This window comes from Paraburkholderia sp. IW21, from assembly GCF_041321145.1.
Taxonomy (GTDB): Bacteria; Pseudomonadota; Gammaproteobacteria; order Burkholderiales; family Burkholderiaceae; genus Paraburkholderia.
Map to the genome: position 1 here is coordinate 221,284 of NZ_JBGGWA010000001.1, position 24,991 is coordinate 246,274.

The 24,991-nt window shown below is 60.8% G+C and carries 25 protein-coding genes and 1 pseudogene; 9 read left to right on the forward strand and 17 right to left on the reverse strand.

Going from position 1 to position 24,991, the window contains the following annotated elements; translation table 11 throughout:
• Positions 1 to 142: 142 nt before the first annotated feature.
• The gene (locus tag ACAX43_RS00965) at positions 143 to 862 is read right to left on the reverse strand and encodes a glycosyltransferase (protein ID WP_370706551.1); all 720 of its coding nucleotides are present in this window, start codon (positions 860 to 862) and stop codon (positions 143 to 145) included.
• 320 nt (positions 863 to 1,182) lie between these two features.
• Here ACAX43_RS00965 and ACAX43_RS00970 point away from each other — a divergent pair, with 320 nt between their 5' ends.
• Together ACAX43_RS00970 and ACAX43_RS00975 are read left to right on the forward strand one after the other, a co-directional pair.
• Positions 1,183 to 1,449 carry a hypothetical protein gene (locus ACAX43_RS00970; RefSeq protein ID WP_370707106.1) on the forward strand — a complete coding sequence of 89 codons (267 nt, stop codon included), beginning with the start codon at positions 1,183 to 1,185 and terminating at the stop codon, positions 1,447 to 1,449.
• A pseudogene (locus tag ACAX43_RS00975) lies at positions 1,407 to 1,709 on the forward strand (Na+/H+ antiporter); the annotation flags it as partial. The gene ACAX43_RS00970 and the pseudogene ACAX43_RS00975, both read left to right, overlap by 43 nt.
• 40 nt (positions 1,710 to 1,749) lie before the next feature.
• On the opposite strand, the gene ACAX43_RS00980 reads toward ACAX43_RS00975, so the two are convergent.
• The 4 genes from ACAX43_RS00980 to ACAX43_RS00995 form a co-directional block, all read right to left on the reverse strand.
• On the reverse strand, positions 1,750 to 2,043 hold the full coding sequence (locus ACAX43_RS00980) for a hypothetical protein (RefSeq protein WP_370706552.1): 294 nt from the start codon (positions 2,041 to 2,043) through the stop codon (positions 1,750 to 1,752).
• A gap of 239 nt (positions 2,044 to 2,282) precedes the next feature.
• Complete coding sequence (locus tag ACAX43_RS00985; protein ID WP_370706553.1) at positions 2,283 to 3,233, reverse strand: hydroxymethylglutaryl-CoA lyase; 951 nt, start codon at positions 3,231 to 3,233, stop codon at positions 2,283 to 2,285.
• Positions 3,230 to 4,423 (reverse strand): CaiB/BaiF CoA transferase family protein, encoded by a 1,194-nt coding sequence (locus ACAX43_RS00990; RefSeq protein ID WP_370706554.1) that lies wholly within the window; start codon positions 4,421 to 4,423, stop codon positions 3,230 to 3,232. Before ACAX43_RS00990 ends, ACAX43_RS00985 begins: the two co-directional genes overlap by 4 nt.
• A 105-nt stretch (positions 4,424 to 4,528) precedes the next feature.
• Positions 4,529 to 5,470: a LysR family transcriptional regulator gene (locus ACAX43_RS00995; RefSeq protein ID WP_370706555.1), complete on the reverse strand. Its 942-nt coding sequence runs from the start codon at positions 5,468 to 5,470 to the stop codon at positions 4,529 to 4,531.
• Between the two features lie 193 nt (positions 5,471 to 5,663).
• On the opposite strand from ACAX43_RS00995, the gene ACAX43_RS01000 reads away from it, so the two are divergent.
• The 3 genes from ACAX43_RS01000 (at position 5,664) to ACAX43_RS01010 (ending at position 9,491) form a co-directional block, all read left to right on the forward strand.
• On the forward strand, positions 5,664 to 6,422 hold the full coding sequence (locus ACAX43_RS01000; RefSeq protein WP_370706556.1) for an SDR family oxidoreductase: 759 nt from the start codon (positions 5,664 to 5,666) through the stop codon (positions 6,420 to 6,422).
• Positions 6,423 to 6,773: 351 nt separating this feature from the next.
• Positions 6,774 to 8,501: an IlvD/Edd family dehydratase gene (locus ACAX43_RS01005; RefSeq protein WP_370706557.1), complete on the forward strand. Its 1,728-nt coding sequence runs from the start codon at positions 6,774 to 6,776 to the stop codon at positions 8,499 to 8,501.
• A 66-nt stretch (positions 8,502 to 8,567) separates the two neighbouring features.
• Positions 8,568 to 9,491 carry a dihydrodipicolinate synthase family protein gene (locus tag ACAX43_RS01010; protein ID WP_370706558.1) on the forward strand — a complete coding sequence of 308 codons (924 nt, stop codon included), beginning with the start codon at positions 8,568 to 8,570 and terminating at the stop codon, positions 9,489 to 9,491.
• 461 nt (positions 9,492 to 9,952) lie between these two features.
• On the opposite strand, the gene ACAX43_RS01015 is transcribed toward ACAX43_RS01010, so the two are convergent.
• The 9 genes from ACAX43_RS01015 to ACAX43_RS01055 form a co-directional block, all read right to left on the reverse strand.
• A complete protein-coding gene (locus tag ACAX43_RS01015) occupies positions 9,953 to 10,186 on the reverse strand; it encodes a hypothetical protein (protein ID WP_370706559.1) in 234 nt (77 codons plus the stop codon).
• 33 nt (positions 10,187 to 10,219) lie between these two features.
• Entirely contained in the window at positions 10,220 to 10,585 is a 366-nt protein-coding gene (locus tag ACAX43_RS01020) for a response regulator (RefSeq protein WP_370706560.1), read from the reverse strand.
• Between the two features lie 21 nt (positions 10,586 to 10,606).
• Positions 10,607 to 11,146: a hypothetical protein gene (locus ACAX43_RS01025; protein WP_370706561.1), complete on the reverse strand. Its 540-nt coding sequence runs from the start codon at positions 11,144 to 11,146 to the stop codon at positions 10,607 to 10,609.
• A complete protein-coding gene (locus ACAX43_RS01030; protein WP_370706562.1) occupies positions 11,143 to 11,877 on the reverse strand; it encodes a methyl-accepting chemotaxis protein in 735 nt (244 codons plus the stop codon). The genes ACAX43_RS01025 and ACAX43_RS01030 overlap by 4 nt, the downstream gene beginning before the upstream one ends.
• 55 nt (positions 11,878 to 11,932) lie before the next feature.
• Positions 11,933 to 14,323 carry a HAMP domain-containing protein gene (locus ACAX43_RS01035; protein ID WP_370706563.1) on the reverse strand — a complete coding sequence of 797 codons (2,391 nt, stop codon included), beginning with the start codon at positions 14,321 to 14,323 and terminating at the stop codon, positions 11,933 to 11,935.
• Between the two features lie 744 nt (positions 14,324 to 15,067).
• Positions 15,068 to 15,313: a hypothetical protein gene (locus tag ACAX43_RS01040; RefSeq protein ID WP_370706564.1), complete on the reverse strand. Its 246-nt coding sequence runs from the start codon at positions 15,311 to 15,313 to the stop codon at positions 15,068 to 15,070.
• Positions 15,314 to 15,772: 459 nt separating this feature from the next.
• On the reverse strand, positions 15,773 to 16,291 hold the full coding sequence (locus ACAX43_RS01045) for a hypothetical protein (protein WP_370706565.1): 519 nt from the start codon (positions 16,289 to 16,291) through the stop codon (positions 15,773 to 15,775).
• Between the two features lie 225 nt (positions 16,292 to 16,516).
• Positions 16,517 to 16,996: a DUF1348 family protein gene (locus tag ACAX43_RS01050; RefSeq protein ID WP_370706566.1), complete on the reverse strand. Its 480-nt coding sequence runs from the start codon at positions 16,994 to 16,996 to the stop codon at positions 16,517 to 16,519.
• A gap of 13 nt (positions 16,997 to 17,009) precedes the next feature.
• A complete protein-coding gene (locus ACAX43_RS01055; RefSeq protein WP_370706567.1) occupies positions 17,010 to 17,699 on the reverse strand; it encodes a TetR/AcrR family transcriptional regulator in 690 nt (229 codons plus the stop codon).
• Positions 17,700 to 17,808: 109 nt separating this feature from the next.
• On the opposite strand from ACAX43_RS01055, the gene ACAX43_RS01060 reads away from it, so the two are divergent.
• Positions 17,809 to 18,459: a YceI family protein gene (locus ACAX43_RS01060; RefSeq protein ID WP_370706568.1), complete on the forward strand. Its 651-nt coding sequence runs from the start codon at positions 17,809 to 17,811 to the stop codon at positions 18,457 to 18,459.
• 68 nt (positions 18,460 to 18,527) lie between these two features.
• On the opposite strand, the gene tdh is transcribed toward ACAX43_RS01060, so the two are convergent.
• A complete protein-coding gene (gene tdh, locus ACAX43_RS01065; protein ID WP_370706569.1) occupies positions 18,528 to 19,559 on the reverse strand; it encodes an L-threonine 3-dehydrogenase in 1,032 nt (343 codons plus the stop codon).
• Positions 19,560 to 19,572: 13 nt separating this feature from the next.
• Positions 19,573 to 20,772 (reverse strand): glycine C-acetyltransferase, encoded by a 1,200-nt coding sequence (locus tag ACAX43_RS01070; RefSeq protein ID WP_370706570.1) that lies wholly within the window; start codon positions 20,770 to 20,772, stop codon positions 19,573 to 19,575.
• Between the two features lie 160 nt (positions 20,773 to 20,932).
• On the opposite strand from ACAX43_RS01070, the gene ACAX43_RS01075 reads away from it, so the two are divergent.
• From ACAX43_RS01075 to ACAX43_RS01085, 3 genes are all read left to right on the forward strand, one after another.
• On the forward strand, positions 20,933 to 21,559 hold the full coding sequence (locus tag ACAX43_RS01075) for a helix-turn-helix domain-containing protein (RefSeq protein ID WP_370706571.1): 627 nt from the start codon (positions 20,933 to 20,935) through the stop codon (positions 21,557 to 21,559).
• A gap of 116 nt (positions 21,560 to 21,675) precedes the next feature.
• Entirely contained in the window at positions 21,676 to 22,074 is a 399-nt protein-coding gene (locus ACAX43_RS01080; RefSeq protein WP_370706572.1) for a DUF2471 family protein, read from the forward strand.
• Positions 22,075 to 22,132: 58 nt separating this feature from the next.
• Entirely contained in the window at positions 22,133 to 23,200 is a 1,068-nt protein-coding gene (locus ACAX43_RS01085) for a tyrosine-type recombinase/integrase (protein WP_370706573.1), read from the forward strand.
• An 86-nt stretch (positions 23,201 to 23,286) separates the two neighbouring features.
• On the opposite strand, the gene ACAX43_RS01090 is transcribed toward ACAX43_RS01085, so the two are convergent.
• Entirely contained in the window at positions 23,287 to 24,492 is a 1,206-nt protein-coding gene (locus ACAX43_RS01090; RefSeq protein WP_370706574.1) for a DNA-binding protein, read from the reverse strand.
• Positions 24,493 to 24,991 lie beyond the last annotated feature (499 nt).

Below are 24,991 nucleotides of genomic sequence, written 5' to 3' on the forward strand. Positions count from 1 at the left end.
GATCAGGCGCGGCCTCGGTCCCTAGTTGTCCACAAAATTTGTGAGTCAGCTTTGCACCGCTGTTTTCCGCTACGTCTTTGGTAATCGCGTCTATGACAGGTTGCGGAGGAATACGCTTTAATTGGGGTGTACACGACCGCTGTTACCAACCGGGCACTCCGCCCGTCGCCTTGAATTGCGCGTAACTAACCATCTGAAAGTGCTGGCAGCCGGTCAATTGTAAGATCATCTTTGAGTCGTCGGGCGGAATCTCTCCGAACATCTGGTAGTGAAATGCGAGCGTGCTCACGTAGTTGACGGTTGGTGCGGTTGAGTGGAACCGCGTGTAGCCACCGGTTTGCACGGCGTTCCAGAATACCCTGTCGCCGCCAATGCTTTCGCGCACGTCCTTGAATAGCCACGCCGCGCATGCGGGAAAGGCGGGACGCGTAAGGAAATAACAGTTGGTGTCGTTGAAATCTACGCCGTTGGATTCTTTACAGATGCCGAGCATACGGCCGTCGACAGTGAAAATATTTCGAGCCGCCGTGACCACTTGCGCACCCGTTTTCTCGACGATCATGCGCATCGTTTCAACATGGTTTGGCTCATACCAGTTGTCGGCGTCAAGAAAACAAATCGCATCAAATCCATTGGAGGCTGCGCAAGCGGCACCTACACCGCGAGGTGTATCCCCGTAGTCGGCGTGATTGGGAATTTTGATGTGGACCACACCCGTCCAGCTATCAACTTCGGAGGCGGGAAATCCATCGGCGACCATAAAGTGGGTCACGTCGCCTAGCTGCGCAAGGACGCTTTCGTGACATCTTCGTAAGACGTGACGCGGTTCTTTGTAGTAGGCGCTAATGACGGCGACTCGCATGAAGGCTCTTTGTGGGACGGGTGGAACGGCGGATTATATCTATCGTCAGCCCACCCCGAACTATCTCAATTACCGGTCGTCCGCGGCGCCACCGTGTACTCACGCAACTAAGCCCTCGCGACTAGTCCGGCCACGAGATATTCCTGCGCGAAGGTAGAGGGAAGCTGAGAGGCCGCATCAGTTATCCCCAGTTTTTGTTCGCAAGCCTGTGGACAACTTGCGCACAGGCCAGCCAAGTGCTTGATGCCGCACGCGTATCTCCCGTCGGCTCAGCCGCAGGCAGAAGCCCAGCCCTGCGATAAAAAGAAACGCCGCACCCTATGCCACTCGTCGAGGCTCCCGCATGTCCTCCGTCAGGGCCTTCACTCATCCTGCTGTCGCTCGCCGCGATCATTGGCCTCGAACTGCTCGCCAAACGGTTCCGTCTGCCGCCCGCCGCTGCGCTTCTGCTCGGCGGGGGGGCAATGGCCTTCGTACCTGGACTGCCTCCCGTCAGTCTCGATCCCGAACTGGTCCTGATCGTGTTTCCCCGAAACGATGCCCGGCCGCGATCCAACCGCTGGTGCATGGACCAGATGGCAGCGTGATTCATCCACGATTGCTGGAGCAATACAGCTATCGCGCCCGCATTACCGAGGCCTAACAAAGCGAAGCCGCGTTTCCTTCGGAAGCCCGCGCGGCACATTACGACGTGGTTCCGACCGCCGTATCCGCAGGACGCGTGGAACTCTTGCATATGCACCGAACGGGTTCGATTCACGACGAACTGCTGACCCTTCTCGAACACGATCTGGATTGGCAGGAAATCGCAGCGTTGCATGGCAGAGGACGACCGGGGCGCGCCTGACGCTAGTGCGCGCGCGAACCCGGTCGGACCGTGACGGCGCTCAATGGCCCTTGAAAATATCGAGCAGTTGATTTTGCATCTGCATCATTTCATGCGCGTGCTTCATTTCCATCTGCGCCATCGTGTCCTGATACTCCATTTCCATCTGCATCATTTTTTGCTCAATGCCGATGGCCTGAGTGCGCTGTTCGGGCGTCAGCTTGTCCATCATCATGCCGTAGTTCGGTGGCATCAGGTACGTCCCGGCGCGCCCTATTCCCTGTGCTTGTGCAGCACCCGCTATAAGCGCGAGTGGCAACAGGCCACACATCATTACAACTCGGATCGATTTCATGTCATCTCCAGTCTCAAGTGAGTAGCCGGGCTTCAAAATCGGCTACGTAGGCGACGTTCAAACGCTCAGACAGACAGGCCGCGGTCGATCCGCTGCACACGCCGGGTCTGGGAATGCAACACCCGGGGCTGGCCGCCATGCACGATCGTCCGGGTGTTTCATGGGTTTAGTCGCGAACACTTACTGGAAATGACATGCGGAATAAAAATTGTCCCGATAGGGAGTTGATTAAAGAAGTCTCAGATAGATAAAACGTAGTCGGGCACGGGATGCAGGTCGCAATTGCGGCCGGCCTTCGCCAATTGCCCAGGTACGTCGTGGCCGAGCAGCCTGGGCAATCCGCGCGACAGCGCGAGCAACTTTTCCAGGTCGATCGCAGTCGGGATGCCCATTTCGTCACACAGGTTCACGAGGTCTTCCGTGCAGATGTTGCCGGAGGCACCCGGCGCGAACGGACAGCCGCCGAGGCCGCCCAAGGCTGAGTCGAAGCGGCGCGCGCCGGCTTCGTAGGCGGCCAGTACGTTGGCAAGACCCAGGCCGCGCGTGTTGTGGAAATGCAGCGTTAGCGCGGAAGCCGGAAGTCGTTCAAGGACACGCGAGACAAGCCGTGCCACCTGCCGCGGGTTCGCCATGCCGGTGGTATCGGCTAACGTGATGCCTTGTATGCCCATCTCACGATACGTATCGACAATGCCGATCACGCGGTCTTCGTCGATCTTGCCTTCGAACGGACAACCGAACGCGGTCGCCACGGAGGCATTCAGCGTCGCCTGCGACGAACCCTCGACATGTCGCACGATATCGCCGAACGCCACCAGCGACGCCTCGCAACTCATCCGCATGTTGGCGCGGTTATGCGTCTGGCTCGCCGACATCACCAGGTTCAGCTCGTCGGCGCGCGAGGCCAGGGCGCGCTCGGCACCTTTCAGATTCGGCACCAGCGCAACGTAGATCACCCCTGGATGCCGCTCGATCTGCTGAAACACGGCCTCGCCGTCACGCAAAGCCGGAATCGCTTTCGGCGAGACGAACGAGCCTGCCTCGATGCGCGTGAACCCCGCGGTTGACAGCGCGTTGATCAGCGCGATCTTGTCGGTTGTGTCGACCCATGTGGGTTCGATCTGCAAGCCGTCGCGCGGCGCGACTTCCTGCACAATCAGTGGGTCGAAATTGGTGTCGTTGATTTTCATTGCACGGCTCCTTCGCGGCGCAGCCGCTCGATATCTTCGTTGGCGAATCCCAATTCGCTCAGTACGCTGCCGGTATGCTCGCCCAGCGCAGGACCTTGCCAGCGCACTTCGCCCGGCGTGTCCGACAGCTTCGGCACAATGCCCGGCATCTTCACCGAGGCGCCGCCAGGCAGTTGCGCTTGCAACAACATGTCGCGCGCCTGGTAGTGCGGGTCAGCAACGATGTCGGCCACGGAATAGATACGTCCTGCAGGCACTTCAGCGCTTTCGAGCGCGGTGAGCACGTCATCGGTGGCGTGTTGCGAGGTCCATGCTGTGATCGCCTGATCGAGCAGCGCACATTGTTTCGCGCGGCCGTCGTTGTGGGCCAAAGCGGGATCGTCGGCGAGATCGGCGCGCCCAATCACCCGCATCAGGCGTTTGAAAATCGGATCGCTGTTGCCAGCGATCACGACATAGCCCTCGTCTTTGGTCGGATAGGTGTTCGATGGTGCGATGCCAGGCAATGCGCCGCCGCTGCGCTCGCGCACGTGGCCAAGCAGGTCGTATTCGGGCACGAGGCTTTCCATCAGATTGAACACGCTCTCGACCAGCGAGACATCGACCACCTGGCCTTCGCCCTGCCCCGTTTTCACGCGCAGCAGCGACATCAGCGCGCCGATCACGCCGTGCAGCGAGGCGAGCGAATCGCCCAGGCTCACACCGACGCGCGCCGGTGCACCGTCCACTTCGCCGGTCGTATAGCGGATGCCGCCCATCGCTTCGCCGATCGCGCCGAAGCCCGGCCGGTCGCGATACGGACCGGACTGGCCGTAGCCGGAGATGCGGACCATCGTCAGCTTCGGGTTGATTGCGTGCAGCACGTCCCAGCCGAGACCGAGTTTTTCGAGCGCGCCGGGGCGGAGATTTTCGATCACGACGTCGGCGTCGGCGGCGAGCCGTTTGACGATATCGATACCGTCCGCCGACTTCAGGTTCACGCAGATGGATTTCTTGTTGCGCGACTGCAGATACCACCAGAGCGAGGTGCCCTCATGCAGCTTGCGCCATTTGCGAAGGGGGTCGCCCGTCCCGGGCGCTTCGATCTTGATGACTTCAGCGCCGAACTCGGCCATGAGGCGCGCGGCGAACGGCGCGGCGATAAGGGTTCCGATCTCGATGACGCGGATACCTTGAAGGGGTCCACCCATAATGCTGTCTCCGGAGCTGATTTCGTGGTGAGAGACAGCTTAGGCGCGGCACTGCAGCGGCGTCCAACCGCAATTCGCCAACGACCGTTCGCGATCGGCGAACGCTCAGGTCCCGGCGGCGGCCAGCGGGGTTTCCGACGCCTCGATCGAGCGCAAGTGATCGAACAGCAAACGGCTGACCGGCGACAGCGCCTCGACGTCGCGCACGACTAGCACCAGGCTGCGTTCGGACCAGTCATCTTCGAGTGGCACGCCGACGAGCCCCAGCGGGCGGCCCAGGAGCTGACAGACCATTAGAGGCAAAACGCCGACACCCATGCCGGCCTGCACCATCCGGCAGACCGCGTCGAAACCCGGCACTTGAATGCGCAGGCGCAACGGCTTGCCTGCCTGGCGCGCGGCCATATGGGTGCGGGCGTTGATCGAGCTGGCCGCGTGCAGGCCGACGTGATCGCCGTCCAGTGTTTCGGCGAAGGCGATGCTGCCGCGCGCGGCCAACGGATGGTCGTCGCGCATCACGAGCACCAGCGAGTCGTGTCGATAGTGTGCGACGTGCAGATCGCGCGTATCGGCCTCCCCGGAACAGATGCCAAGGTCGGCGAGGCGGTCGTCGACGGCTTCCACGACGCCGCCGCTCGGCCGCTCCTCGAGATCGAGCTTGACGCGCTCGTGCTGCAACTGGAACGCGCGCAAATCCTCTGGCAGAAACTCGACGATCGCCGACAGGTTGGCCATCATCCGCACGTAGCCGCGCACGCCGCTTGCATGGCCGGCCAGCTCGATGCCGATATTCTCGATGTCGCGCATCACGCGGCGCGCGTGATGCAGCAGCGTTTCGCCGGCCGGCGCCAGCGTCATGCCGCGCGCGTTGCGCTGAAACAGTGTGGCACCGACTGCCTGTTCGAGTTCAAGCAAGCGCTTGCTCGCGGCGGATATGGCAATCGCCTCGCGCTCCGCGGCACGCGTGAGCGTGCCTTCTTCGTAGACGGCGAGGAAGAGTTGAAGCGTGGTGAGGTCGAGCCTTCGGAGAAGGTTTTTGATTACCATGACAGGGTTGGCGCGCCGTTGTGCAATGCGCCTATTTTGACGGCAATTGAAAAAAAAGGGATCAAGGCTCAATGCGCGTAACTAAAATGCCGTCACGCAGACTCAATGCGGCTCGAAAATTCGCGCCGCAGCAAGCATGGAGCGTTGCGTGCGAAAATGACGTTCTCATCAAGCCAACGATCACAAGGACGACATGCCTACTTCTTCTCCGATCCGCGCGATCGTCACCGGCCATACTCGCGGTCTCGGCGCCGCCCTTGCCGAGCAACTGCTCGCACGCGGCGTCGCGGTGCTGGGCTTGTCCCGCTCGCGTCACGCCACGCTTGGCGCGCGCTTCCCGGCGCTGCTCGAAGAAATCGAGCTCGAACTCGCCAATCCCACGCGCGTTGCGCAATGGGTGGCAACCGATGCATTGCGCAGCTTCGTCAGCGGCGCGCAGAGCGTACTGCTGATCAACAACGCCGGCATGGTGCAGCCGATCGGTCCGATCGAAGGCCAGGACGTCATGGACGTTGCAACCGCCGTGAGCCTGAACGTGGCCACACCGCTGATACTGGCGAGCGCACTCGCCGCAGCCAGCGTCGACGCGTCCGATCGGCGCATCGTGCATATTTCCAGCGGCGCCGCACGCAATGCATACCCCGGCTGGAGCATCTACTGCGCGACCAAAGCCGCACTCGATCATCACGCGCGCGCCGTCGCGCTCGACGCGAATCGCGCATTGCGCATTTGCAGCGTTGCGCCGGGTGTCATCGATACGAACATGCAGGCGGAAATTCGCGGCAGCGGCACCGAGCAGTTCCCGATGCGCGAAAAATTCGAAGACCTCAAGCGCAATGGCCAGTTGGCGACGCCTGAACAATGCGCGACCCAACTGCTCGACTACGCCTTCAGCGATGCATTCGGGCAAACGCCCGTGGCCGACATCCGCGAGGTCGCGAAGCAAGGCTGACGGGCGCATTCAATACTCCCGAAAACCCTCACCTTTCGGCTGATAGGCCGATCAATCACATGAGGTGCGACCGTCGTGTCGCACCTTGCTCTTCTTCGCAAAATGCACCCGAGCCACCGCGCACTGCCGCGCTCAATTTGAATGCGTTATGTTTTAGTTAGTAACGCTAATTTAGAAAAAATGAAAATCAGCTTTGTATGTGGGACACGCACTACGTAGGTTGACGAAGCGTCGTGACGCTCATAGAGTGTTAATCCACAACCACGCTCGTTTCCGACGGCCCCCCGTTCGACAAACCTGAATCCGCGGACCGCCCGCTGATTCAACGAGTGCGTGATGAAGGAGACGATCATGAGCACCGCACCCAAGAAAACACTACGCAGCCAGGCCTGGTTCGGCAAGGCAGATAAAGACGGCTTCATCCATCGCTCGTGGATGAAGAACCAGGGGCTGCCGCATCATCTGTTCGATGGCAGGCCTGTCATCGGCATCTGCAACACGTGGTCTGAGTTGACGCCCTGCAATGCGCATTTCCGCGAACTCGCCGAATACGTCAAAAAGGGCGTCTACGAAGCGGGCGGCTTCCCGCTCGAATTTCCGGTCATGTCGCTGGGTGAATCGAATTTGCGACCCACGGCAATGCTGTTTCGCAACCTCGCGTCGATGGATGTCGAAGAGTCGATTCGCGGCAATCCGATCGACGGCGTCATCCTGCTATGCGGCTGCGACAAGACCACGCCCGCGCTGCTGATGGGCGCGGCTTCGTGCGATCTTCCTGCATTGGCCGTCTCGGGTGGCCCGATGCTGAACGGCCGCTACCGTGGCGAGACCCTCGGCTCGGGCACCGGCGTCTGGCAAATGTCGGAGCAGGTGCGAGCGGGCAAGATGGAGATGGCGGAGTTCATCGAAGCGGAAAGCTGCATGAACCGCTCGCGCGGCCACTGCATGACCATGGGCACGGCGTCGACCATGGCCTCGATGGTCGAAGCGCTCGGCATGGGCCTGCCGCATAACGCCGCGATTCCCGCCGTCGACGCTCGCCGCCAGGTGTTGGCGCACATGGCGGGGCGCCGCATCGTCGAGATGGTTCGTGAAGACCTGACGATGAGCAAGATCCTGACGCGCGAGGCATTTGAAAACGCGATCCGCACGAATGCGGCGATCGGCGGCTCGACCAACGCCGTGGTGCACCTGCTGGCCATTGCGGGGCGCATCGGTGTCGACCTGAAGCTGGAAGACTGGGAACGCGGTTCGGATGTGCCGTGTCTCGTGAATCTGCAGCCGTCCGGCGAATTCCTGATGGAAGACTTCTATTACGCCGGCGGCTTGCCCGCCGTCCTGCGCGAACTCGGCGAGGCGCAACTGCTGCATCGCAACGCGTTAACGGTGAACGGCCGCAGCATTTGGGACAACGTGAGCCACGCCGAATGCTTCGACCGCAAGGTGATTTTTCCGCTCGCCGCGCCGTTCAAACCAAAGGCCGGTATTGCCGTGCTGAAAGGCAACCTTGCCGTGGACGGCGCGGTCATCAAGCCATCGGCGGCCACGCCCGAACTCTTGCAGCACCGCGGCCGCGCCGTCGTGTTCGAAAACGTCGAAGACCTGCATGCACGCATCAACGACGAAAGCCTCGATATCGACGCCAATTGCGTGATGGTGCTCAAAGGCGCCGGGCCGAAAGGCTATCCGGGCTTCGCCGAGGTCGGCAACATGCCGCTGCCCACCAAGGTGCTGAAGCAGGGCATTACCGACATGGTGCGCATCTCCGACGGTCGCATGAGCGGCACGGCGTATGGTGCGGTCGTGCTGCACGTGGCGCCCGAGGCCGCGGCGGGCGGCACGCTGGCGCTCGTTCGCGACGGCGACATGATCGAACTCGACGTCGCCGGGCGGCGCCTGCATCTGGATGTGGACGACGCGGAACTGGCACGCCGGCGCGCCGAGTGGAAGCCGGCTGCCGCGCCCGCGCGCGGTTGGTACAAGTTGTATGTCGAAACGGTGCAGCAGGCCAATCTGGGCGCCGACCTGGAATTCCTTGTCGGCTCCAGCGGCGCGGCCGTTCCGCGCGATTCGCATTGATTGAGCCAGCCAACGCGAACGAATGCGTGGCGGAGCGAACCGCCGCGACCACGGTGAACTAAAGTCATGAATCAACCTTCTGTCCATTCCGGCCGCATCGCCGGAATCTATCCGATCCTGTACGCGTTCTTCGATCGCGACAATCGTCTGGACCGCAACGCAATGCGCCGGCAAATTGAAGCCGTCGTCCGGGCGCAAGCGCCCGGGGTCGCCGTGCTTGGGCTTGCCACCGAGGTCAACAAGCTGTCGCGTACCGAGCGCGAACAGATCATCCAGTGGGCGATCGAAGATAGCGGCGGCACGCTGCCGCTCGCGGTCACGGTGAGCGGCAGTTCAGTCGAGGCCCAGCGCGATCTGGCTCGCTACGCAATTGCACAAGGCGCTAGTTGGCTGATCCTGCAGCCGCCCGCGCTGGCCGCAGGCGCGATACCGCAGCCCGAAGCGTTCTATTTCGACTTCTTTGCGGAGGTGATGAACGGACTCGGCGTGCCGGTCGGCATTCAGAACGCGCCCGAATATCTAGGCGTCGGGTTGTCAGCCGAAAGTCTCGAACGTCTTGCCGCACAGTGCCCGAACTTTCGGGTGCTCAAGGGTGAAGGGCCGTCGATCGTGCTGGCGGAAACGGTGGCGCGCGTCGGCCATCTGATGCCGGTGCTCAACGGGCGCGGCGGCATGGAGTTGCTCGACAATCTGCGCGCCGGATGCGCGGGCATGATCGTGGCGCCCGACTGTTTCGACTGGCAGCAGCGGATTTATCAGGCGTTCATCAGCGGCGACGTTGCGCACGCCGAAGCGCTGTACCGGCAAGTGCTGCCCGCGATAGTCTTCGTCATGCAGTCGTTGGATACCTTGATCTGTTACGGCAAACGTATCGCGGCATGGCGGATGGGTTTTGAGGTCCAGCATGATCGCGAAGTAAAACTGCTGCCCACCAGGTTCGGCCTCGAAGCCGCGCGACGCTTTGCAGACATGCTCGGACCGTTGCCTTGATCTCTTGCGTGTAGCCCGAAGTCTGCGTTTCCGGTGCGCCTATCCCTGCGCGGCCATCGCGCCGCGCTCGGCGATGGGCGACTCGGCTCCCGAAAAGTCTCACCTTTAGCGCGAAGCAACTGAGGCCCGGCGCGAAGCGCACATCGGGCCACTCCCGAAAACACTCACCTTTAGCGCTTGGGGACAGGCCGCAAAGGCATGCTGGGCGCGACACCGATGGTCCAGAACAGGCTATTCCCGCAAACTCTCACCTTTGAAGGTCGTCGGGTAATCTGCATACCCAGGTAAGAGGAAGGGTGCCGGGCTGTGCCGCGTTGACGTGTGCGCTTACCGGTTACTCACGACTCATCCGTCGGTGTGGCGCGCGGATACGTCGGCGCCCGCAGCCGATCTGTTCAACGAATGTTTGCGGCAGCCCTCGCGGAATTGCTGGATGGTGAGGCGGAATGATACGGACGGGCTCACGTCCCGTGATCACGGTCCGGCTCCCGAATGTTCTCACCTTGAGGCGTGAAACACGTCGAGGAAGCACGGCCGTCATCGCCGATCGAAGCCTGTGCGCTCACCAACTTGCCGCTCGCCTTCTGGCAGCCGGTCCGTGCGTACAGATCGGTGCGCTTTGACAGTGCGTCGTCCGCACCGAGGTTGACCTGGTTGTGATGCGCCGAGCTGCTTGCGCGGGCTCCCGAAAACACTCACCTTTGCCTGGGCTGCGGCGCGTGCGGCGTCTAGCTCGCCAGCTTGCGGAACGTTTCGAGCACCGCGTCGCCCTTGAACGGCTTGACGATCCAGCCCTTCACGCCCGCCGCCTTGCCACGCTCTTTCATGGCCGGGCTGCTCTCCGTCGTCAGCATGATGACGTTGACGGTCTTGTTCGCGAGTTCGCCGCGAATCTTCTCGACCATCGTCAGGCCGTCCATATTCGGCATGTTGACGTCGCTGATCACCAGCTTGATGCCCGGACTGGCCTTCAGCTTGGCGAGGCCGTCCTTGCCGTCCACCGCGGTGTCGACGTCGAGACCGTTCTTCTTCAGAAAGCTGGCTACTTCGTCGCGCACCGTGCTCGAGTCGTCCACCACCAGAATTTTTGACATGACTTTTTCCTATGACAACAATCAGAACAACTCCAGCTCGCCGCTGGTTTCTTCGATGGCGTTCGTGTCCGCCACGAAGTCGATCGGCGCATGCGCACAGACACATATCGTCGCGGCAAGCTGCACGGAACCGTTAAGCGTGACCGAATACGACGACAAAAAAGCCGGCTTCAATTCCCGCAGATGCGGCAGGCAACGCGCACTCAACACATAAGGCGTCGACATGCCGAGGTCCGGAAAATAGCGCAGCAGTTCCTGATTCATCGCGCCGCAGCACAGATTGCAGACTTCCAGAAAAACTTCCTGAAACGGCCGGTCGTCAGCCTCGTTCAGGTAGTACTTGCGGGTGCTGTCGTTTTCGTCGAAGTGAAGGATCAGCAACAGTCTGAAAACGATCGACGAGATGGTCAGCACGACCACCTGAGTGTCCTTCGTTGCACCCGAGCCGGCTTCGGCGATCGGCGCGATCTCGCACGGATCGCCGGAATCCAGCGGCAAGCGCGCCTGCGCCGCTTTGCGGAAAATGCGTTCGAAGCTGTCCTGCGCGTGGGCCGTGATCACATCGGCACCTCGTGCAACTTGGAGTGAAACTGATTGGCCAGCGATTCGACGCTGGCGAGCGAGGCCGCGATCATCTTGCCGCCCGCCTGGATATCCTGGAACGTGGAGGTCGTGGTCAGATCGTTGCGGTGCAGGCTGTCGCGATAGCTCTTCGACAATTCCTCGGAACGCGCGGCGAGCGCCCGGACCTCGCTCGCCACCACTGCGAAGCCGCGTCCGGCTGGACCCGCGCGCGCGGCTTCGATCGACGCGTTCAGCGAAACGATCACCACATGCCGGACGATCGACGACAACTCCTGATTCTTCGCGTGCATGTCGTGGTTTTGCGTCATCAGCGAGATCATCTGCTCATGCCAGCGCTCGAATGTCGCGCCGAGACTCTTCAGACGCGCGGCTTCGCTGGCGATCTGTTGCGCCTGATGCACCCACTGGTCTTTGTCGTCGGTCGCCGCTTTCAGCGTTGCGCGCAACTCGTCGACGCTTGCCGACTGCTGCATCAAGTCCTCGCGCCACTGTGCAGCCAATGCTTCCATCTCTTGCGCGGCCTGTTCGCGTTCGCGCATGGCTTCATCATGGTCAGCCTGTTCGGCCGACAGCGCTTTGATCCGGGCGTCTACTTCGGCGCGCAGGCGTGCCGTCAGCTTTGCGCTGTGCAGCTTGTGCGCGATAAACGCCAACAGCGCGGTCACCGCGCTGCCTGCCGCCGCTGCCAATACATACTGTTGAATCACAACCCATCCTTCCTAAGTCCGTCGCGAAATCCGTCAATCAGCACTCGACCCACGCTTACTCCGCCATCGCGTCGTATTGCATTGCGCCGGCATCGCCGCGCGCTTCCATACCGAGCGTATCGACGGCGACACTATCCGGCAGGCAGACGATCGTCTGGAACTGACGGAACGGCGCGCCCTTGTGATCGTCGGTGAAGCGCAGTTCGATGCTGCCGTTCTCGCGCTTGAGAAAGTCGCGCACGGCATCCATACCGACGCCGCGGCCTGACACTTCCGTGACCGTTTCCGCTGTCGAGAAGCCTGGCCGAAAAATGAATTCGGCGGTGGCTTCGTCGCTCAAGTGTTCGTGACTGCCGATCCAGCCGCGCTGGACGGCGATGCCGCGAATCCGTTCGAGCGCGAGGCCACGGCCGTCGTCGCTGAGCGTGATCTGCAGTGCCCGCTTGTCCACGCCCACTTCGATATCGATCGTGCCAGCCGGTGTCTTGCCGTGTGCGCTTCGCGCCTCGGCGGTTTCGATGCCGTGGTCCATCGAATTGCGCAGCAGGTGCATGAACACATTGTTCAATGTGCCGCCCGCCTGGCCACGCAGACGGTAGCCGTTGTCGTCGATACGGACGGTCGGCGCCGGCTTGCCCAGCTCTTGCGCGAGCGAAGGCAGGGCGTCCAGCACGCCGGACAGCGCATCGTGCACGCTTTCGCTGCCCAAGGCGCGCAAGGTTTGACGCATCGCATCGCGCATCGACTGCAAGTCCTGGAGTTCGCTGGCGTTCGTCTTGTCCAGCATGCTCAAGGTCTGCTGAATATGTTCCTTCTCAACCATCACGTAGCGGCTCGCGTTGCCGGCGTTGTTCACGCCGCCTTTGCCCTTGCGGCCGAGGCTATGCTCGTTGATCTTCGCGTAGCTCTCGATCGCCTCGCGCACGCGCGTCAACTCCTGCATCAGATGTTCCTGATCCCACGAGCGGTCCGCGTCCGGTTGGCGCAGTTCGTGATAGCTCTGCTCGGTTTCGTGGACGACGTTGGTCAGGTGCGCCAGGTTGTAGGTCCGCGCATTGCCCTTGATGGTGTGCATGTTGCGGAACAGCTCGGCGATCGCCGCATGATCGGCTTCCGAATGCTTGCGAATGATCCGCTCGTTCTCGCTGACAAAGCCGGCAGAGCTTTCGATGAAGTGATGGAACTTCTCTTCGCTCACCGCGAGAATCTCGCCGATCATGTCGAGACGGCGGCGCTGCTCGCTCGCTTCAGCAGCGAGCTTGCGCAGTTCGGTGACGTCGCGCACGCACACCATCAAACGCACGATGACGTCGTTTTCGTCGGTGATCGCCGACCAGCTCAGGTCGAGAATCTTCACGCGGCCATCGGGCATGCGCTTCGAAATTTCGCCGACCAGCAAATGCTGATTGAACGCGAAATTGATGCAGTCTTCACCAAGGCATGCGTGCGCCGCCGCATCGACTTGCGAGAGCACGTCCGAGCCGAGCTCGGTATCCGAGAACACCAGATCCATCAGGCCGCGGCCGGCAATGTCCTTCGTTTCGAAGATGTCTTCCAGATACGCCGAGTACTCCGCATGGATCACCGCACCGTCGATCACGGTCAGAATACCCTGCTGCATGTTCTGCAACATCGCCTGAATGTCGGCGGTCTTCTGCTTGAGTTGCGCCGAGCTTTCCTGGATCTTTTCGATCATCCCATTGAAGGCCACGATCGAATGGCCGATCTCGTCCAGGCGGCCCACCGGCACGCGGCGCGTGAAGTCCTGACTCGACGCGATTTCGCTCATCATGGCCTGCATGCGGCTAAGCGGGCGCGTAATCTGACGGTAGAGCAGCGAGCCGATCGAGGTCAGCAGAATGATCGCGATACCGGTAACGGAGGCGATGGCCGTCGTGGTCGTGGCGAGCGTGGCATTCAGTGCGGTGATCGCCTCGTCTTTCTGGCGGTTCTTCTCGACGCGCAGGGTTTCGACAATGCCTTCGAGTTCGTCGCGATACTGTGCGACGTTGGCGAACAGATACGCCTGCGCGAGTTCGTTCTTGCCGTCGGCCTTCATTTTTTCCGTCTCGCCGATCGCGGAGAAGTAGTTCTCGAGGCTGTCGTTGGCTTGTGACACGAGGCCTTGCTGGGCGTGGCTCGCAGCATCTTTGGCTTGCAGCGCGAGGGCCTGTTGCAGCGACACCTTTTTCTTCTTCAGTTCGTCCTGTGCCTGAGCGACGACGTTGCCGTCGGGGGCGTACACGAGGGTCATCGTGGCCAGTTGCACGTCTTTGACTTGCGACACGAGGTCGGCTGAGGCGAGCGCGCTTGGCACCACGCCTTCTGTTACCTTGCGCACTTCGGCTGCGCTGCCGCGCGTCTGATACACGGCGTAGCCGCCGATCGCCGACAAGGCGACGAACATCAAGACAACCAAAAGCGTGATGCGATGACGGATAGTCATGTGAACCCCCGGGTGTGGCCTTTTGCGTCAGCCCTCGATCGGGGCAGCGCGTTTTTTGCAAAGTGTGGTGATGCCTGCAGCCTGGTCATGCTTGCAGCGCTGCCGAGTATTACCGACGCATGTTACTAAGCGATGACTACAGGGTTTTGAATGGCGAAAACGGGGTTAAATATATTTCTAAAGTTTTGGGTCTTAACGCCGTTAATTCATGACCATTCATTTTTTCAACGTGTAGCACCTGAGCGACCCGCTGTGGGCGATCCCCGCCTTCGAAGCGTTCGGGGAAGAGGCAGGACAACGCGTCGCTTGCGATCGTCTACGACTCGCATGAAGTGGTGCAGAGGGGCAAGCCGCCCCTGGAAGCGCGCGTAGATACGCCAAGGTGAGGAATTCCAGGAGACGACGCGCAAGGTGAGCGATTCCAGGAGGTGAGCCATCGCCGTATTGAACACGCACCCGGAATAAGGTGAGGATTTCCAGGGAGTTTTCCTCATGCGCCATAGCGGTGATACTCGTGGCTTGATACAAGGTGAGTGGTGGCGGCGGGGAAGGAAGCCGATAGGTGAGGATATTCGGGAGCTGGCGCGGTGAGAATAATGCTACCTGTCCGTGCACTTTAGATTCAAAGGTGAGGATATTCGGGACCGCATGCCGAAGTCCTCACCAGTGATCGACGGTCTCTTCCTCCATGAACCGTCACAACGCGTTGTTTTTCGTTATTGCCCCGCGCACCATCAGTTTGCTTTAGCTCCCGCCGAAGAAGATATTGCATTGCGGGTCATTGCCGCAGGACTTCATATGTTTTCCGCCGCCCTGTACTCTCGTGTCGGGCATGCCGCCGTATGCCTGCGTCGCCGTATCGGCGGGGGCAGCCTGAGTCGCTGCGTTTTCCTGTGGAGCGGATTGTTGCTCCGGCATGGCTTGCGAATGCGCAAACCCGGCGATGACAAGCAATCCGGCAGCAGAAGCGATCATCAGTTGTGATTTCACGTTAGCTCCTTAATTCAGGTTGCGTTCTTACTCATGCGATTCGTTATTCGCGTGCCCGTTAGTCGGCATTCGTGGGGGATTTTCGGACGCGCGAAGCGCTCTTCGGTCCGCGGGCGAATTGCTCGCGGTCAAAGTTTTGGGTCGTTGTGAAAAATAAGGAGAGCAGTGCGCCGAGCCGAGGCCCCGGGCGCAAGGTGGCGTGCGAACTGGCAGTGTCAACGGATTTTGTGGACCCGTCGGCACGTAATAATCGCCCTGCAAATAAGTTATAGAGCGCGGGATGCTGAAGCGATAGCGAATATTTGCGTCGAGGCCGGCTACACGCTCGCAAGCGGCTTTTTACGCCAGGTTCGGAGCTTATTACGCCAGCCAGCTCCTCAGCGTTCTGGCTCCTATACCAGTCGCTACGCCCGAAGTTCGCGTCCGGTCCTTCGAGACGGATTCAGCGTAAAACCTGCTTTAGAACTTCACCTTCAACTGAAACCCGATCGTGAACGGAAGATCGTTCGATGGAATCGGCGGAATCACAATGAAGTTCGCCCCGACGCGCTTGTATTCGACCATCACGATCGGCGCGACCACCGGTCCGATCGTGTGGTTGCGGCCCAAGCCCCAGTTGCCGTAGTTATAGCCCGAGATGATCCCGCCGAGCGCCGCGATCCGCATAATGCCCCAGTGCGCAAATTCCGGCGCCCAGAGACCGCCACCATAGTAAGAAGGCCGCCGCAGCGAGTTGCGAAAGCCGCCGGCCGTCACCGCCCACTGGTTGTTGATCCAGCATTCGACGCCGAGGCCCGGATTGAACTGTTCGAAATGGGTATTTGGGTCGGGGTTGATGTGATACGAGCCGAGCATTGCGTCGACCCATACGCCGCCCTGACACCAGTCGTCCGCATGCGCCACGGACGCCGCGGCGAAGCTCGCGGCGAGCGCCACGGCGGTGTGTCGAGCGTGCTTCCTTATCTGCCGAAAATGCATGTGTTCTCCGCCACCGGTCGAGCGCAGGTGTCACTTTGTTGTGGGTATTCTTGCTTGCCGTCCGTCGCGCACTGTACCTCAACCCGCACAGGCGACGTGGAGGACACACTCGGGGATACGGGCACAAGACGTGCCCGGCAGCCTCGAAGACGGAACAATAACGGAGGACCGATGGCAGAGCCGTGAACGCGCGGCAGCCGTTCACCTTCAATGCATGGATAAAGTCTAGAGGCCGAGGTCGGACAAGCCCGGATGATCGTCCGGGCGACGGCCGAGCGGCCAATGATAAAGACGGTCGGCCTCGCGGATCGGCAGATCGTTGATGCTGGCATGACGGCGCGCCATCAGCCCGTGCTCGTCGAACGCCCAATTCTCGTTGCCGTATGAACGGAACCAGTTGTTCGAGTCGTCGTGCCATTCGTAGGCAAAGCGCACCGCGATGCGGTTACCGGTGAACGCCCAGAGTTCCTTGATCAGGCGGTAGTCCAGTTCCTTTGCCCATTTGCGGCGCAACAGTCCGACGATCTCCGCGCGGCCATGCGTGAACTCGGCGCGGTTGCGCCACACGCTATCCGGCGTGTATGCGAGTGACACGCGCTCGGGGTCGCGGGTATTCCAACCGTCTTCTGCGGCGCGCACCTTCCGGGTCGCGGTTTCATGCGTGAACGGCGGCAGCGGCGGGCGAGTTTCGATCGGGTCAGCCATGATGTTTCCTCAGTCAGGTTGCGGTTCGCCGGGACGGCGGTCGGTTGCGTGGGGACGTGCCTGGATTCCTGGCTGCGAGCTTGCGTGATTGGCTCGCCGACTCGATGTCGAGCAAGGCTTCGGCTGCGGCTCGCGCGTCGAGCGCTGCGTCGGCCTCGCCGCTCACCAGCGCCACGGCGATTGCGCCGTCGAGCAGGATGAGCCATTGGCGCGACAAGCGCGCTGCGCGGCGGGTGTCCATAGCCGATTCGGCAGCGTATTCATCGCACTGTGTTTGCACGAACGCGAGAAGGCGTTCCTTATGTTCACGCGCGACGATCCGGATCGGATCATCTGCGGAAGCGATCTCACCGGCGGCATTCAGAAACGCGCAACCATGAAAATCCTCCGATGCAAACCATTCGCGCAACACATCGAACATGCCGAGCAAGTGTTTGCGCGCGCTCTTGCCCTGTCGCAACGTGCCCGCGATAAACCAGTTCATCCAGCGTTCATCGCGCCGCGCTAGCGCGGCGGCGACGAGCGCGTCTTTCGATTCGAAATGCGTGTAAAAGCTTTTGCGCGCGGTGCCGGACTGCTTGACGATCGCGTCGACGCCGGTTGCATGGATGCCGCCGGCGTAGATCAGCGCCTCCGCTGCGTCGAGCAGCCGCTCACGCGCGCTGCCAGATGCCGCTAATTCAGTTTGGGGTTCAGTCACCATGCACGAAGGGTAGAACGATCATTCTCCTTCGTCAAGTTGTCGAGCGTTTTTGCGGCTTGGGTGCGCAAGCTGCTATCTTGATGACGATCGGCTAACCGGAACGAATTTCATGAGTACCACTCTTGTCCGCGTCACGTTTGTGCGCGCATTGCTCAGCGCAGCGCTGCTGACGGCGATGGCCTGCACGCCCGTGCAAGTGCTCACGCATACCGTCAGCCAGAACGAAACGCGCGTGCCGCCCGGACACTATGATCTCGATCCGGACCATTGCAGCATTACCTTTGACATCGATCACTTCAAGTATTCCCGCTTTACCATGCGCTTCGATCGCAAGCAGGGGCACCTCGACTGGAACGAAGGGGGTCTCGACAAGAGTACAGCGACGATTACGATCGACGCCGCGAGCATCGATACGAACGTGCCGCTACTCGACAAGATGGTGAAAAGCGCCAGCATGCTCGATGTGTCGCGCTATCCGGAGGTGCGCTTCGTCAGCACGCGCTTTGAGCGCACCGGCGAATCGCGTGGCACGTTGACCGGCGACCTGACGATTCACGGTGTCACGCAACCCGTAGTGCTCGACGTGACCTTCAACGGTTTCGCACCCGACCCGCTCACGAAAAAAGATACGCTCGGCTTTTCCGCCGATGGTCATTTCAGCCGCGCGAGGTTCGGTTTGGCGACGTGGTATCCGGCTGTCGGGGACGACATTCATGTGCGCGTTCAGGCCGAGTTCGTCAAAACGCCCGCAGGCGCGTGAGCGCGGTGCGGGCGTTTTGTGGGCATTTCTTTTTACGCGTTGCGCTTGAGTGCGCCGTTCGCTTCAGCTCACGCGGCGGTCCAGTCGAGAATCACCTTGCCGCTCTCGCCTGACAGCATCGTGGCAAATGCCTCTTGATAATCGTCGACCTTGAAATGGTGAGTGAGGATTGGCGACAAATCCAAACCGCTTTGCAGCATCGCGACCATCTTGTACCAGGTCTCGAACATCTCGCGACCATAAATGCCCTTGATTTCAAGGCCTTTAAAGATGACCTGGGTCCAGTCGATGGCAGTCTGCGCAGGCGGAATGCCGAGCAGCGCGATCTTGCCGCCGTGGTTCATCGCTTCGAGCATGCCGGTGAAGGCGCTTGGCACACCTGACATTTCCAGCCCGACGTCGAAGCCTTCGGCCATGTGCAGATCGGCCATCACGTCGCGCAACGATTCACGCGACACATTCACCGCACGCGTGGCGCCCATCTTGCGCGCGAGTTCGAGGCGATAGTCATTGACGTCGGTAATCACGACGTTGCGCGCGCCAACATGTTTCGCGATCGCCACCGCCATGATGCCGATCGGCCCGGCACCGGTGATCAGCACGTCTTCGCCGACCAGATTGAACGACAGCGCCGTATGTGTGGCGTTGCCGAACGGATCGAAAATCGCGGCGAGATCGTCTGAGATTTCCGGCGGAATCTTGAACGCGTTGAAGGCAGGAATCACGAGGTATTCGGCGAACGCACCTTCTCGATTCACGCCGACGCCCACCGTATTGCGGCACAGATGCCGGCGTCCCGCACGGCAATTGCGACAGAAGCCGCAGGTGATGTGCCCTTCGCCCGACACGCGATCGCCGATCGCAAAGCCACGCACTTCCTGGCCCATTTCGACAATTTCACCGACGTATTCGTGGCCGACGTGCATCGGCACCGGAATCGTCTTTTGCGCCCAGTCGTCCCATTTCCAGATGTGGATATCGGTGCCGCAAATCGCCGTGCGCGTGATGCGGATCATCACGTCGTTGTGACCGACTTCGGGCTTCTTGACGTCCGTGAGCGTGAGGCCCGGTGCGCGTTCGAGTTTTGCCAATGCTTTCATGTGCGCCCCCGCTTCAGATAATGCCGAGTTGACGGCCGACGCGTGCGAATGCATCGACGGCTCGGTCGATTTGTTCGGGCGTGTGTGCGGCGCTCATTTGCGTGCGGATTCGCGCGCGGCCTTTGGGGACCACCGGGAACGAAAAGCCGATCACGTAGACGCCTTCTTTCAGCAACGCGTCGGCCATGTTCGATGCGAGTTGCGCGTCGCCGAGCATGACCGGAATGATCGGGTGTTCACCGGGCACGAGCGTGAAGCCGAGCGCGCTCATCGCGCGGCGGAAATGCGCGCCGTTTTCGCGCACGCGGGCGCGCAGTTGCGCGCCTTCGTCGCTGGCGAGCAATTCGAGTACTTTCAGCGATGCAGCAGCAATGCTCGGCGTCAGCGTGTTCGAGAACAGATAGGGACGCGAACGTTGACGCAGCAAATCGATCACTTCCTGCCGCGCGGCGACGTAGCCGCCCGATGCGCCGCCGAGCGCTTTGCCGAGCGTGCCGGTGATGATGTCGATGCGCGACAGCACACGGCAATGTTCCGGCGTACCGCGCCCGTGTTCGCCGACGAAGCCGACCGCGTGCGAATCGTCGACCATCACTAGTGCGCCGTAGCGGTCAGCGAGATCGCAAATGCCGGCGAGATCGGCGATGATGCCGTCCATCGAAAACACGCCGTCGGTCGCGATCAGCTTGAAGCGCGCGCCTGCGGCGTCGGCTTCTTTCAGTCTTGCTTCGAGATCGGCGAGGTCGTTGTTCTTGTAGCGAAAGCGCTTCGCCTTCGAAAGCCGCACGCCGTCGATGATGCTCGCGTGGTTGAGTTCGTCGCTGATGATCGCGTCGTTTTCGTCGAGCAGCGTTTCGAACAGACCGCCGTTCGCGTCGAAGCAGCTCGAGTAGAGGATGCAGTCGTCGGTTTGCAGGAATGCGGCCAGCGCTTTTTCGAGGTCTTTGTGCACGGTTTGCGTGCCGCAGATGAAGCGCACCGACGCCATGCCGAAGCCGTCGTGATCCAGCCCTTGCTTCGCGGCCTCGATCAGCCGTTCGTCATTGGCGAGGCCGAGATAGTTGTTCGCGCAGAAATTCAGCACTTCCGCGCCGTTCGCGAGACGCACGTCAGCCGACTGCGGACTGGCGATCACGCGCTCGTTCTTGTAAAAACCGTCGGCGCGGATCTGCTGGAGAGTGCCGCGCAGATGGGCAAGGTAAAGGTCACGCATGAACCAGACTCCTGAAAGGGTGGTGCGCCCGCAGCCGACATGTCCGGCATTCGCGACGACGAGGCGCCCTGTTATAGTCGGCTGTCGGTTTTAGCGGATATTTTCGTTTTTCCGAACTAAAATCCGGTATGTCGAACAACTCTAAACGATAGGTCAGTAAATGGCAAGTTCGGGAAACCGCCGTGCAGCGGGCACCACGGCACCCCCTTCAAGCGCGGGCGCGGTCCCGGCGAGCGCAGCGCCGCCTCGCGTCGGCGAGCAGATTCAGCGTCTGCGCGCCGAACGGCGCATGACGCTTGACGACTTGTCACGCGCGGCCGGCGTGTCGAAATCAATGCTCTCGGAGATCGAACGCGACAAGGCCAATCCGACCATTGCGGTCGCCTGGCGCTTGACGAACGCGCTCGGCGTCAGTCTCGATTCGTTGTTCGCGCCGCAAAAGACCCCGGAAGCGATCGCCGTCTCCGGTCCGCACGACATTCCGACTTTGAGCGGGCACGAGGCCAAGTATCAGCTGCGCGTGTGGGGGCCGATCGAGCTGGCCGGCAAGTTCGAGTGGTATGAGTTGACGCTGCAACCGGGCGGGGCGCTGGTGTCGAACGCGCATGAACCCGGCACGCGTGAGCATCTGACTGTGCTGCAAGGATCGATCGAAATCGAGGCGGCGGGCACGACGAAGCGACTGAAGGCCGCGGACACCGCACGCTATGTGGCCGACGAGCCCCACGCGATCCGCAACGCCGGAAAGGGCGAGGCGAAAGCGTTGCTGGTGGTGATTCACGGCTAAATGCGCGAACGCGCCTTTGCTGATAGTTGGCGGAATCATGCTGGATCGGTCGTTCGGCCGAGGTTGCGCGAAACACTGTATATTTGTACAGTACAGGGTATCGACTGGAGCCGATAATGAAAGACCTGACCACCGACCAAGCCGAGCATGCTCTGGCCGCGCTGCGCTATCAAACCGCGGCGCGCGATCTCGAACACATTGTGCGCAACATCGCGGCGCGCTACATCGTCCAGCAGGTGCCCCTTTCATGGCGCTTGCTGCATGCGATCGAGGCAGAAGCATTGGCGGATCTCGGATTTGCCAGCCGGCACGACGCGATCATGCTGGGTCTGTTTCAGCGGCCGTCCGACTTGCCCTATCCGGAAACGGACGAGGCTGTGGACTTCGGCACATCTACGGCGTTACCCGCCGTGTTCGCGTTCGCCGTGTCTTCTTATGAAGAGGCGGCACGCCACGCCGCGCAACCGTCCCCTGAAGGCACTCCGCCAAAGCGCGCGCGGGCGTGGGGCGACTGAGTGCTGTATTTGCGTCGGCTGCCACCTACAATAGGCGCAACTAACGGAAAGATTGCGTATGTCTCCTCCTCATCTGTCTGACCCCGTCGCGCGCCCTGCACCGTCTACCGATCTCTTCGATCAGCAACGCGAAGACTGGCGCCGCGACCCGCAAATCGCCTTCGACGCATGGCTGGCCAAGCAGCATTTCAGGCGTTCTTCCGCTGAAGTCTACCAAGCACAGTGGGGGCTTTTCCTCGACTGGCTTGGCACTCGCCACAAGAGTCTGGGCACGGTCGATACGCGAACCATCGCTGAATTCGTGGGTGGGCTTGCGATCCGAAAACCACAACGCGTCAGATACTTGCGGCTGATTGAACGGGTGCTGGACCACGTCCGCGAAATCGAGTCCGCGTCGACCAATCCGGCGCGCTTCATTGCCCAGGATGGCGAAGCAGCATGGCGAAACGCACGCGATAACGAGCCGACCGGTTTTCTCAACCATGCCGAACGAACCGCGCTCATTGCACATCTGTTTTCGCCCTTGCCGGCGTTGTCCGCATCCCAGCGCTGGAGAGAGCGGCGCGATCGCGCATTGATTGCGGTGTTTCTCGGCGGTGGACTCAAGACTGGCGAGGCTGCGCCTATTACGGTTAGTTGCGTGAGTGTCGGCTCAGCGTGGGTGACGATCGAGTCCGTGAATCCGATGCTGACGCGGCGCACGCGGCTCGCACCTTTCGCGGCGGCCATTCTCGACGCATGGCTGGCCGAGCGGCGCCTTGCCGAACTGGCCGGCAATCTGGTCTTTCCCGCGTCGCCTTCTGGACGGCCCATGCATAAGGCGACGATGCTGCGCGCGGTCGACGCGCTGATCGATGCGGCCGGAATCACTGCGTCGCGAGAGTCACGCGCCAGTCCACAAACATTGCGCAATACCTTTGCCGCAGATCTATTCGAGAGCGGGGTTGAAGCAGAACTGGTCGGGCAATGGCTGGGATTTGTTCAGGCGGTGTCCGCCAACCGTTTGTATCGGGCGTGGCAAAAGTGGATGGATGAGCAGGATCCGCCTGTCGTCGAAGAACCCGATCCGGCCGCTCCGCCGCTGCCCGAGCCTAGGCGTGACGGGCATTTGACGAGGAAGGGGTGATCAGGGAAGCCCTGCAAATACTCACCGTTGGGGTCCCGAATTTCCTCACCTTTGGCGATTTATCCGCTCCAGCACCCGAGAAGCCGTCATGCCGACGCCGCGATCGGGCCGCTCGACAGAAACCGGCTAACCGCCTCCAGCCTTGATTCTCCGGGTCCCGAAGAGTGATCGCATTCCGGACACTGCAATTCGAAGCGGTAATCCACTTGCGATAGTTCCGGCTCACCTTCCTCACATTTTGGACAGCGCAGCGGCAGCATGACATGGCCGTCCGCCGCAGTGCCGATCGCCGTCAACTCGTCACTCGTAAGCCGCCCCGCTTCGACCAGCGAACACAGTAGGCTCGCGATCGCCGGGTCGATACCTTGCTGCCCGCGCAGTGCGGCAACTTCTTTCGTCAGCGTATCCAATTCGTCCGATTGCTCGCGCAGCTGCGCGTCGAGCCGGTCACCGCGCGCCTTGGCAGAGGCGATTTGTTGAATGAACTCGAATTCCTTGCGGCTTGCGTCACGCACCCCCGACTGATAAGTGGCGGCCATGCTGCGTAAGGAATCCAACTCGACCAGCATTGGTTTCACGCGTCGTTCGGCTTCCGCGACGGCATCTTTGATTTGTTGCGCATAGTGTTCGGTGCTTTGGCGCAATTCAACGTGCAATGCATCGATCCGGTCGCGAAGCGCCGCATTGGTAGCCTGTTCGTTATCCAGGCGCTGACGCAGCGTTTCGTTTTCTCCGTCGAGGCGGCGAACGGTTGCCTGTAGGCCTTCCTGGTGAGCAGTTCCATGCGTGGTGGCGCTGGAGAGTTCGGCCTCGACTGCGCGCACACGTTCCCAAGCGGCTTCAGCACGCAGTTCGCTACGCTTGATCGCTTCCTCCGATAGGTCGCGGCGAATTTCTGCTTCTCGCGCGCGTTGGTCGGCGGAGGTGACTTGAGCACGAATTTCCTCGCGTTCGCTGTCAAGCGTCAGGCGCGCGTGCACCACGGCTTCCTCGAAAAGTGCACCCAAGAGTTCCCCGGCCCGGTCTTCCAATGCTCTGGGGATGGCGCCGGCGCCCACTTTTACGCGCGACACATTTCTGATGCGTTCCCAGAAATGGTCGATGTCCTTCGGTATGTCGCTCGCGCTGCCTGTTTGAGTCAGGTCGCGGACCGCAGCCATTGACGGGCGAATCCCCAAATCGAAAAAGAGCCGCTTGCAGGCATGCAGTGAGAGTTCTTGCCGCCGCGCACCGTTAGTTCGCATCGATTCAAGCTCATCACGAATAGCTTGCCGTTCCTGGTCCAGATTCATGCACACCTCGATGTCACTTGAATTGGATTAATCATAACAATTTACGTATTAAATGCTACGAATTTGTTTGATGTGAGTGCGGTTTGGCGAACTGGTGTGTTTTGAGGCTTCCGTTAGGTCCATGGATCGGAGCACGGTCTATTTTTCCGTGAAACAAAACTAAGATTAGCCAATAAGTCTTTGTAAGCAAAGACGTTTCGGCAGTTCGTCGTTGATCGTGCACTGTTTCACGATCGTGTGATGGGAGCGATCGGGGTGGGAAGGTCTTGTCTGAGCGACACGCGGGGAAATGCTAGAGAGTAATAAAAGTAAACACCTTTGAACCCATGTTAAAAACGTTAACGCCATCGCAAACCCTTATCTGACAAGGGTTTCAGCCCGGTAAGGTGAAGCTTTACGGGAGCGGTGGTGAGGTCTTGCGGGAGCATTGAGTGATGAGGTTCGGGGGCCTCGGTGAGCGGGTCCGGGACAGAACGTGAGCGGGTTCAGGAGACACCCC

Excerpts from the sequence above, each read along its gene's own strand:
- ACAX43_RS00965 (WP_370706551.1), bottom strand. The coding sequence starts at position 862 with ATGCGAGTCGCCGTCATTAGCGCCTACTACAAAGAACCGCGTCACGTC.
- ACAX43_RS00970 (WP_370707106.1), top strand. The coding sequence starts at position 1,183 with ATGCCACTCGTCGAGGCTCCCGCATGTCCTCCGTCAGGGCCTTCACTC.
- ACAX43_RS00980 (WP_370706552.1), bottom strand. The coding sequence starts at position 2,043 with ATGAAATCGATCCGAGTTGTAATGATGTGTGGCCTGTTGCCACTCGCG.
- ACAX43_RS00985 (WP_370706553.1), bottom strand. The coding sequence starts at position 3,233 with ATGAAAATCAACGACACCAATTTCGACCCACTGATTGTGCAGGAAGTC.
- ACAX43_RS00990 (WP_370706554.1), bottom strand. The coding sequence starts at position 4,423 with ATGGGTGGACCCCTTCAAGGTATCCGCGTCATCGAGATCGGAACCCTT.
- ACAX43_RS00995 (WP_370706555.1), bottom strand. The coding sequence starts at position 5,470 with ATGGTAATCAAAAACCTTCTCCGAAGGCTCGACCTCACCACGCTTCAA.
- ACAX43_RS01000 (WP_370706556.1), top strand. The coding sequence starts at position 5,664 with ATGCCTACTTCTTCTCCGATCCGCGCGATCGTCACCGGCCATACTCGC.
- ACAX43_RS01005 (WP_370706557.1), top strand. The coding sequence starts at position 6,774 with ATGAGCACCGCACCCAAGAAAACACTACGCAGCCAGGCCTGGTTCGGC.
- ACAX43_RS01010 (WP_370706558.1), top strand. The coding sequence starts at position 8,568 with ATGAATCAACCTTCTGTCCATTCCGGCCGCATCGCCGGAATCTATCCG.
- ACAX43_RS01020 (WP_370706560.1), bottom strand. The coding sequence starts at position 10,585 with ATGTCAAAAATTCTGGTGGTGGACGACTCGAGCACGGTGCGCGACGAA.
- ACAX43_RS01035 (WP_370706563.1), bottom strand. The coding sequence starts at position 14,323 with ATGACTATCCGTCATCGCATCACGCTTTTGGTTGTCTTGATGTTCGTC.
- ACAX43_RS01045 (WP_370706565.1), bottom strand. The coding sequence starts at position 16,291 with ATGCATTTTCGGCAGATAAGGAAGCACGCTCGACACACCGCCGTGGCG.
- ACAX43_RS01050 (WP_370706566.1), bottom strand. The coding sequence starts at position 16,996 with ATGGCTGACCCGATCGAAACTCGCCCGCCGCTGCCGCCGTTCACGCAT.
- ACAX43_RS01055 (WP_370706567.1), bottom strand. The coding sequence starts at position 17,699 with ATGGTGACTGAACCCCAAACTGAATTAGCGGCATCTGGCAGCGCGCGT.
- ACAX43_RS01060 (WP_370706568.1), top strand. The coding sequence starts at position 17,809 with ATGAGTACCACTCTTGTCCGCGTCACGTTTGTGCGCGCATTGCTCAGC.
- tdh (WP_370706569.1), bottom strand. The coding sequence starts at position 19,559 with ATGAAAGCATTGGCAAAACTCGAACGCGCACCGGGCCTCACGCTCACG.
- ACAX43_RS01070 (WP_370706570.1), bottom strand. The coding sequence starts at position 20,772 with ATGCGTGACCTTTACCTTGCCCATCTGCGCGGCACTCTCCAGCAGATC.
- ACAX43_RS01075 (WP_370706571.1), top strand. The coding sequence starts at position 20,933 with ATGGCAAGTTCGGGAAACCGCCGTGCAGCGGGCACCACGGCACCCCCT.
- ACAX43_RS01080 (WP_370706572.1), top strand. The coding sequence starts at position 21,676 with ATGAAAGACCTGACCACCGACCAAGCCGAGCATGCTCTGGCCGCGCTG.
- ACAX43_RS01085 (WP_370706573.1), top strand. The coding sequence starts at position 22,133 with ATGTCTCCTCCTCATCTGTCTGACCCCGTCGCGCGCCCTGCACCGTCT.
- ACAX43_RS01090 (WP_370706574.1), bottom strand. The coding sequence starts at position 24,492 with ATGAATCTGGACCAGGAACGGCAAGCTATTCGTGATGAGCTTGAATCG.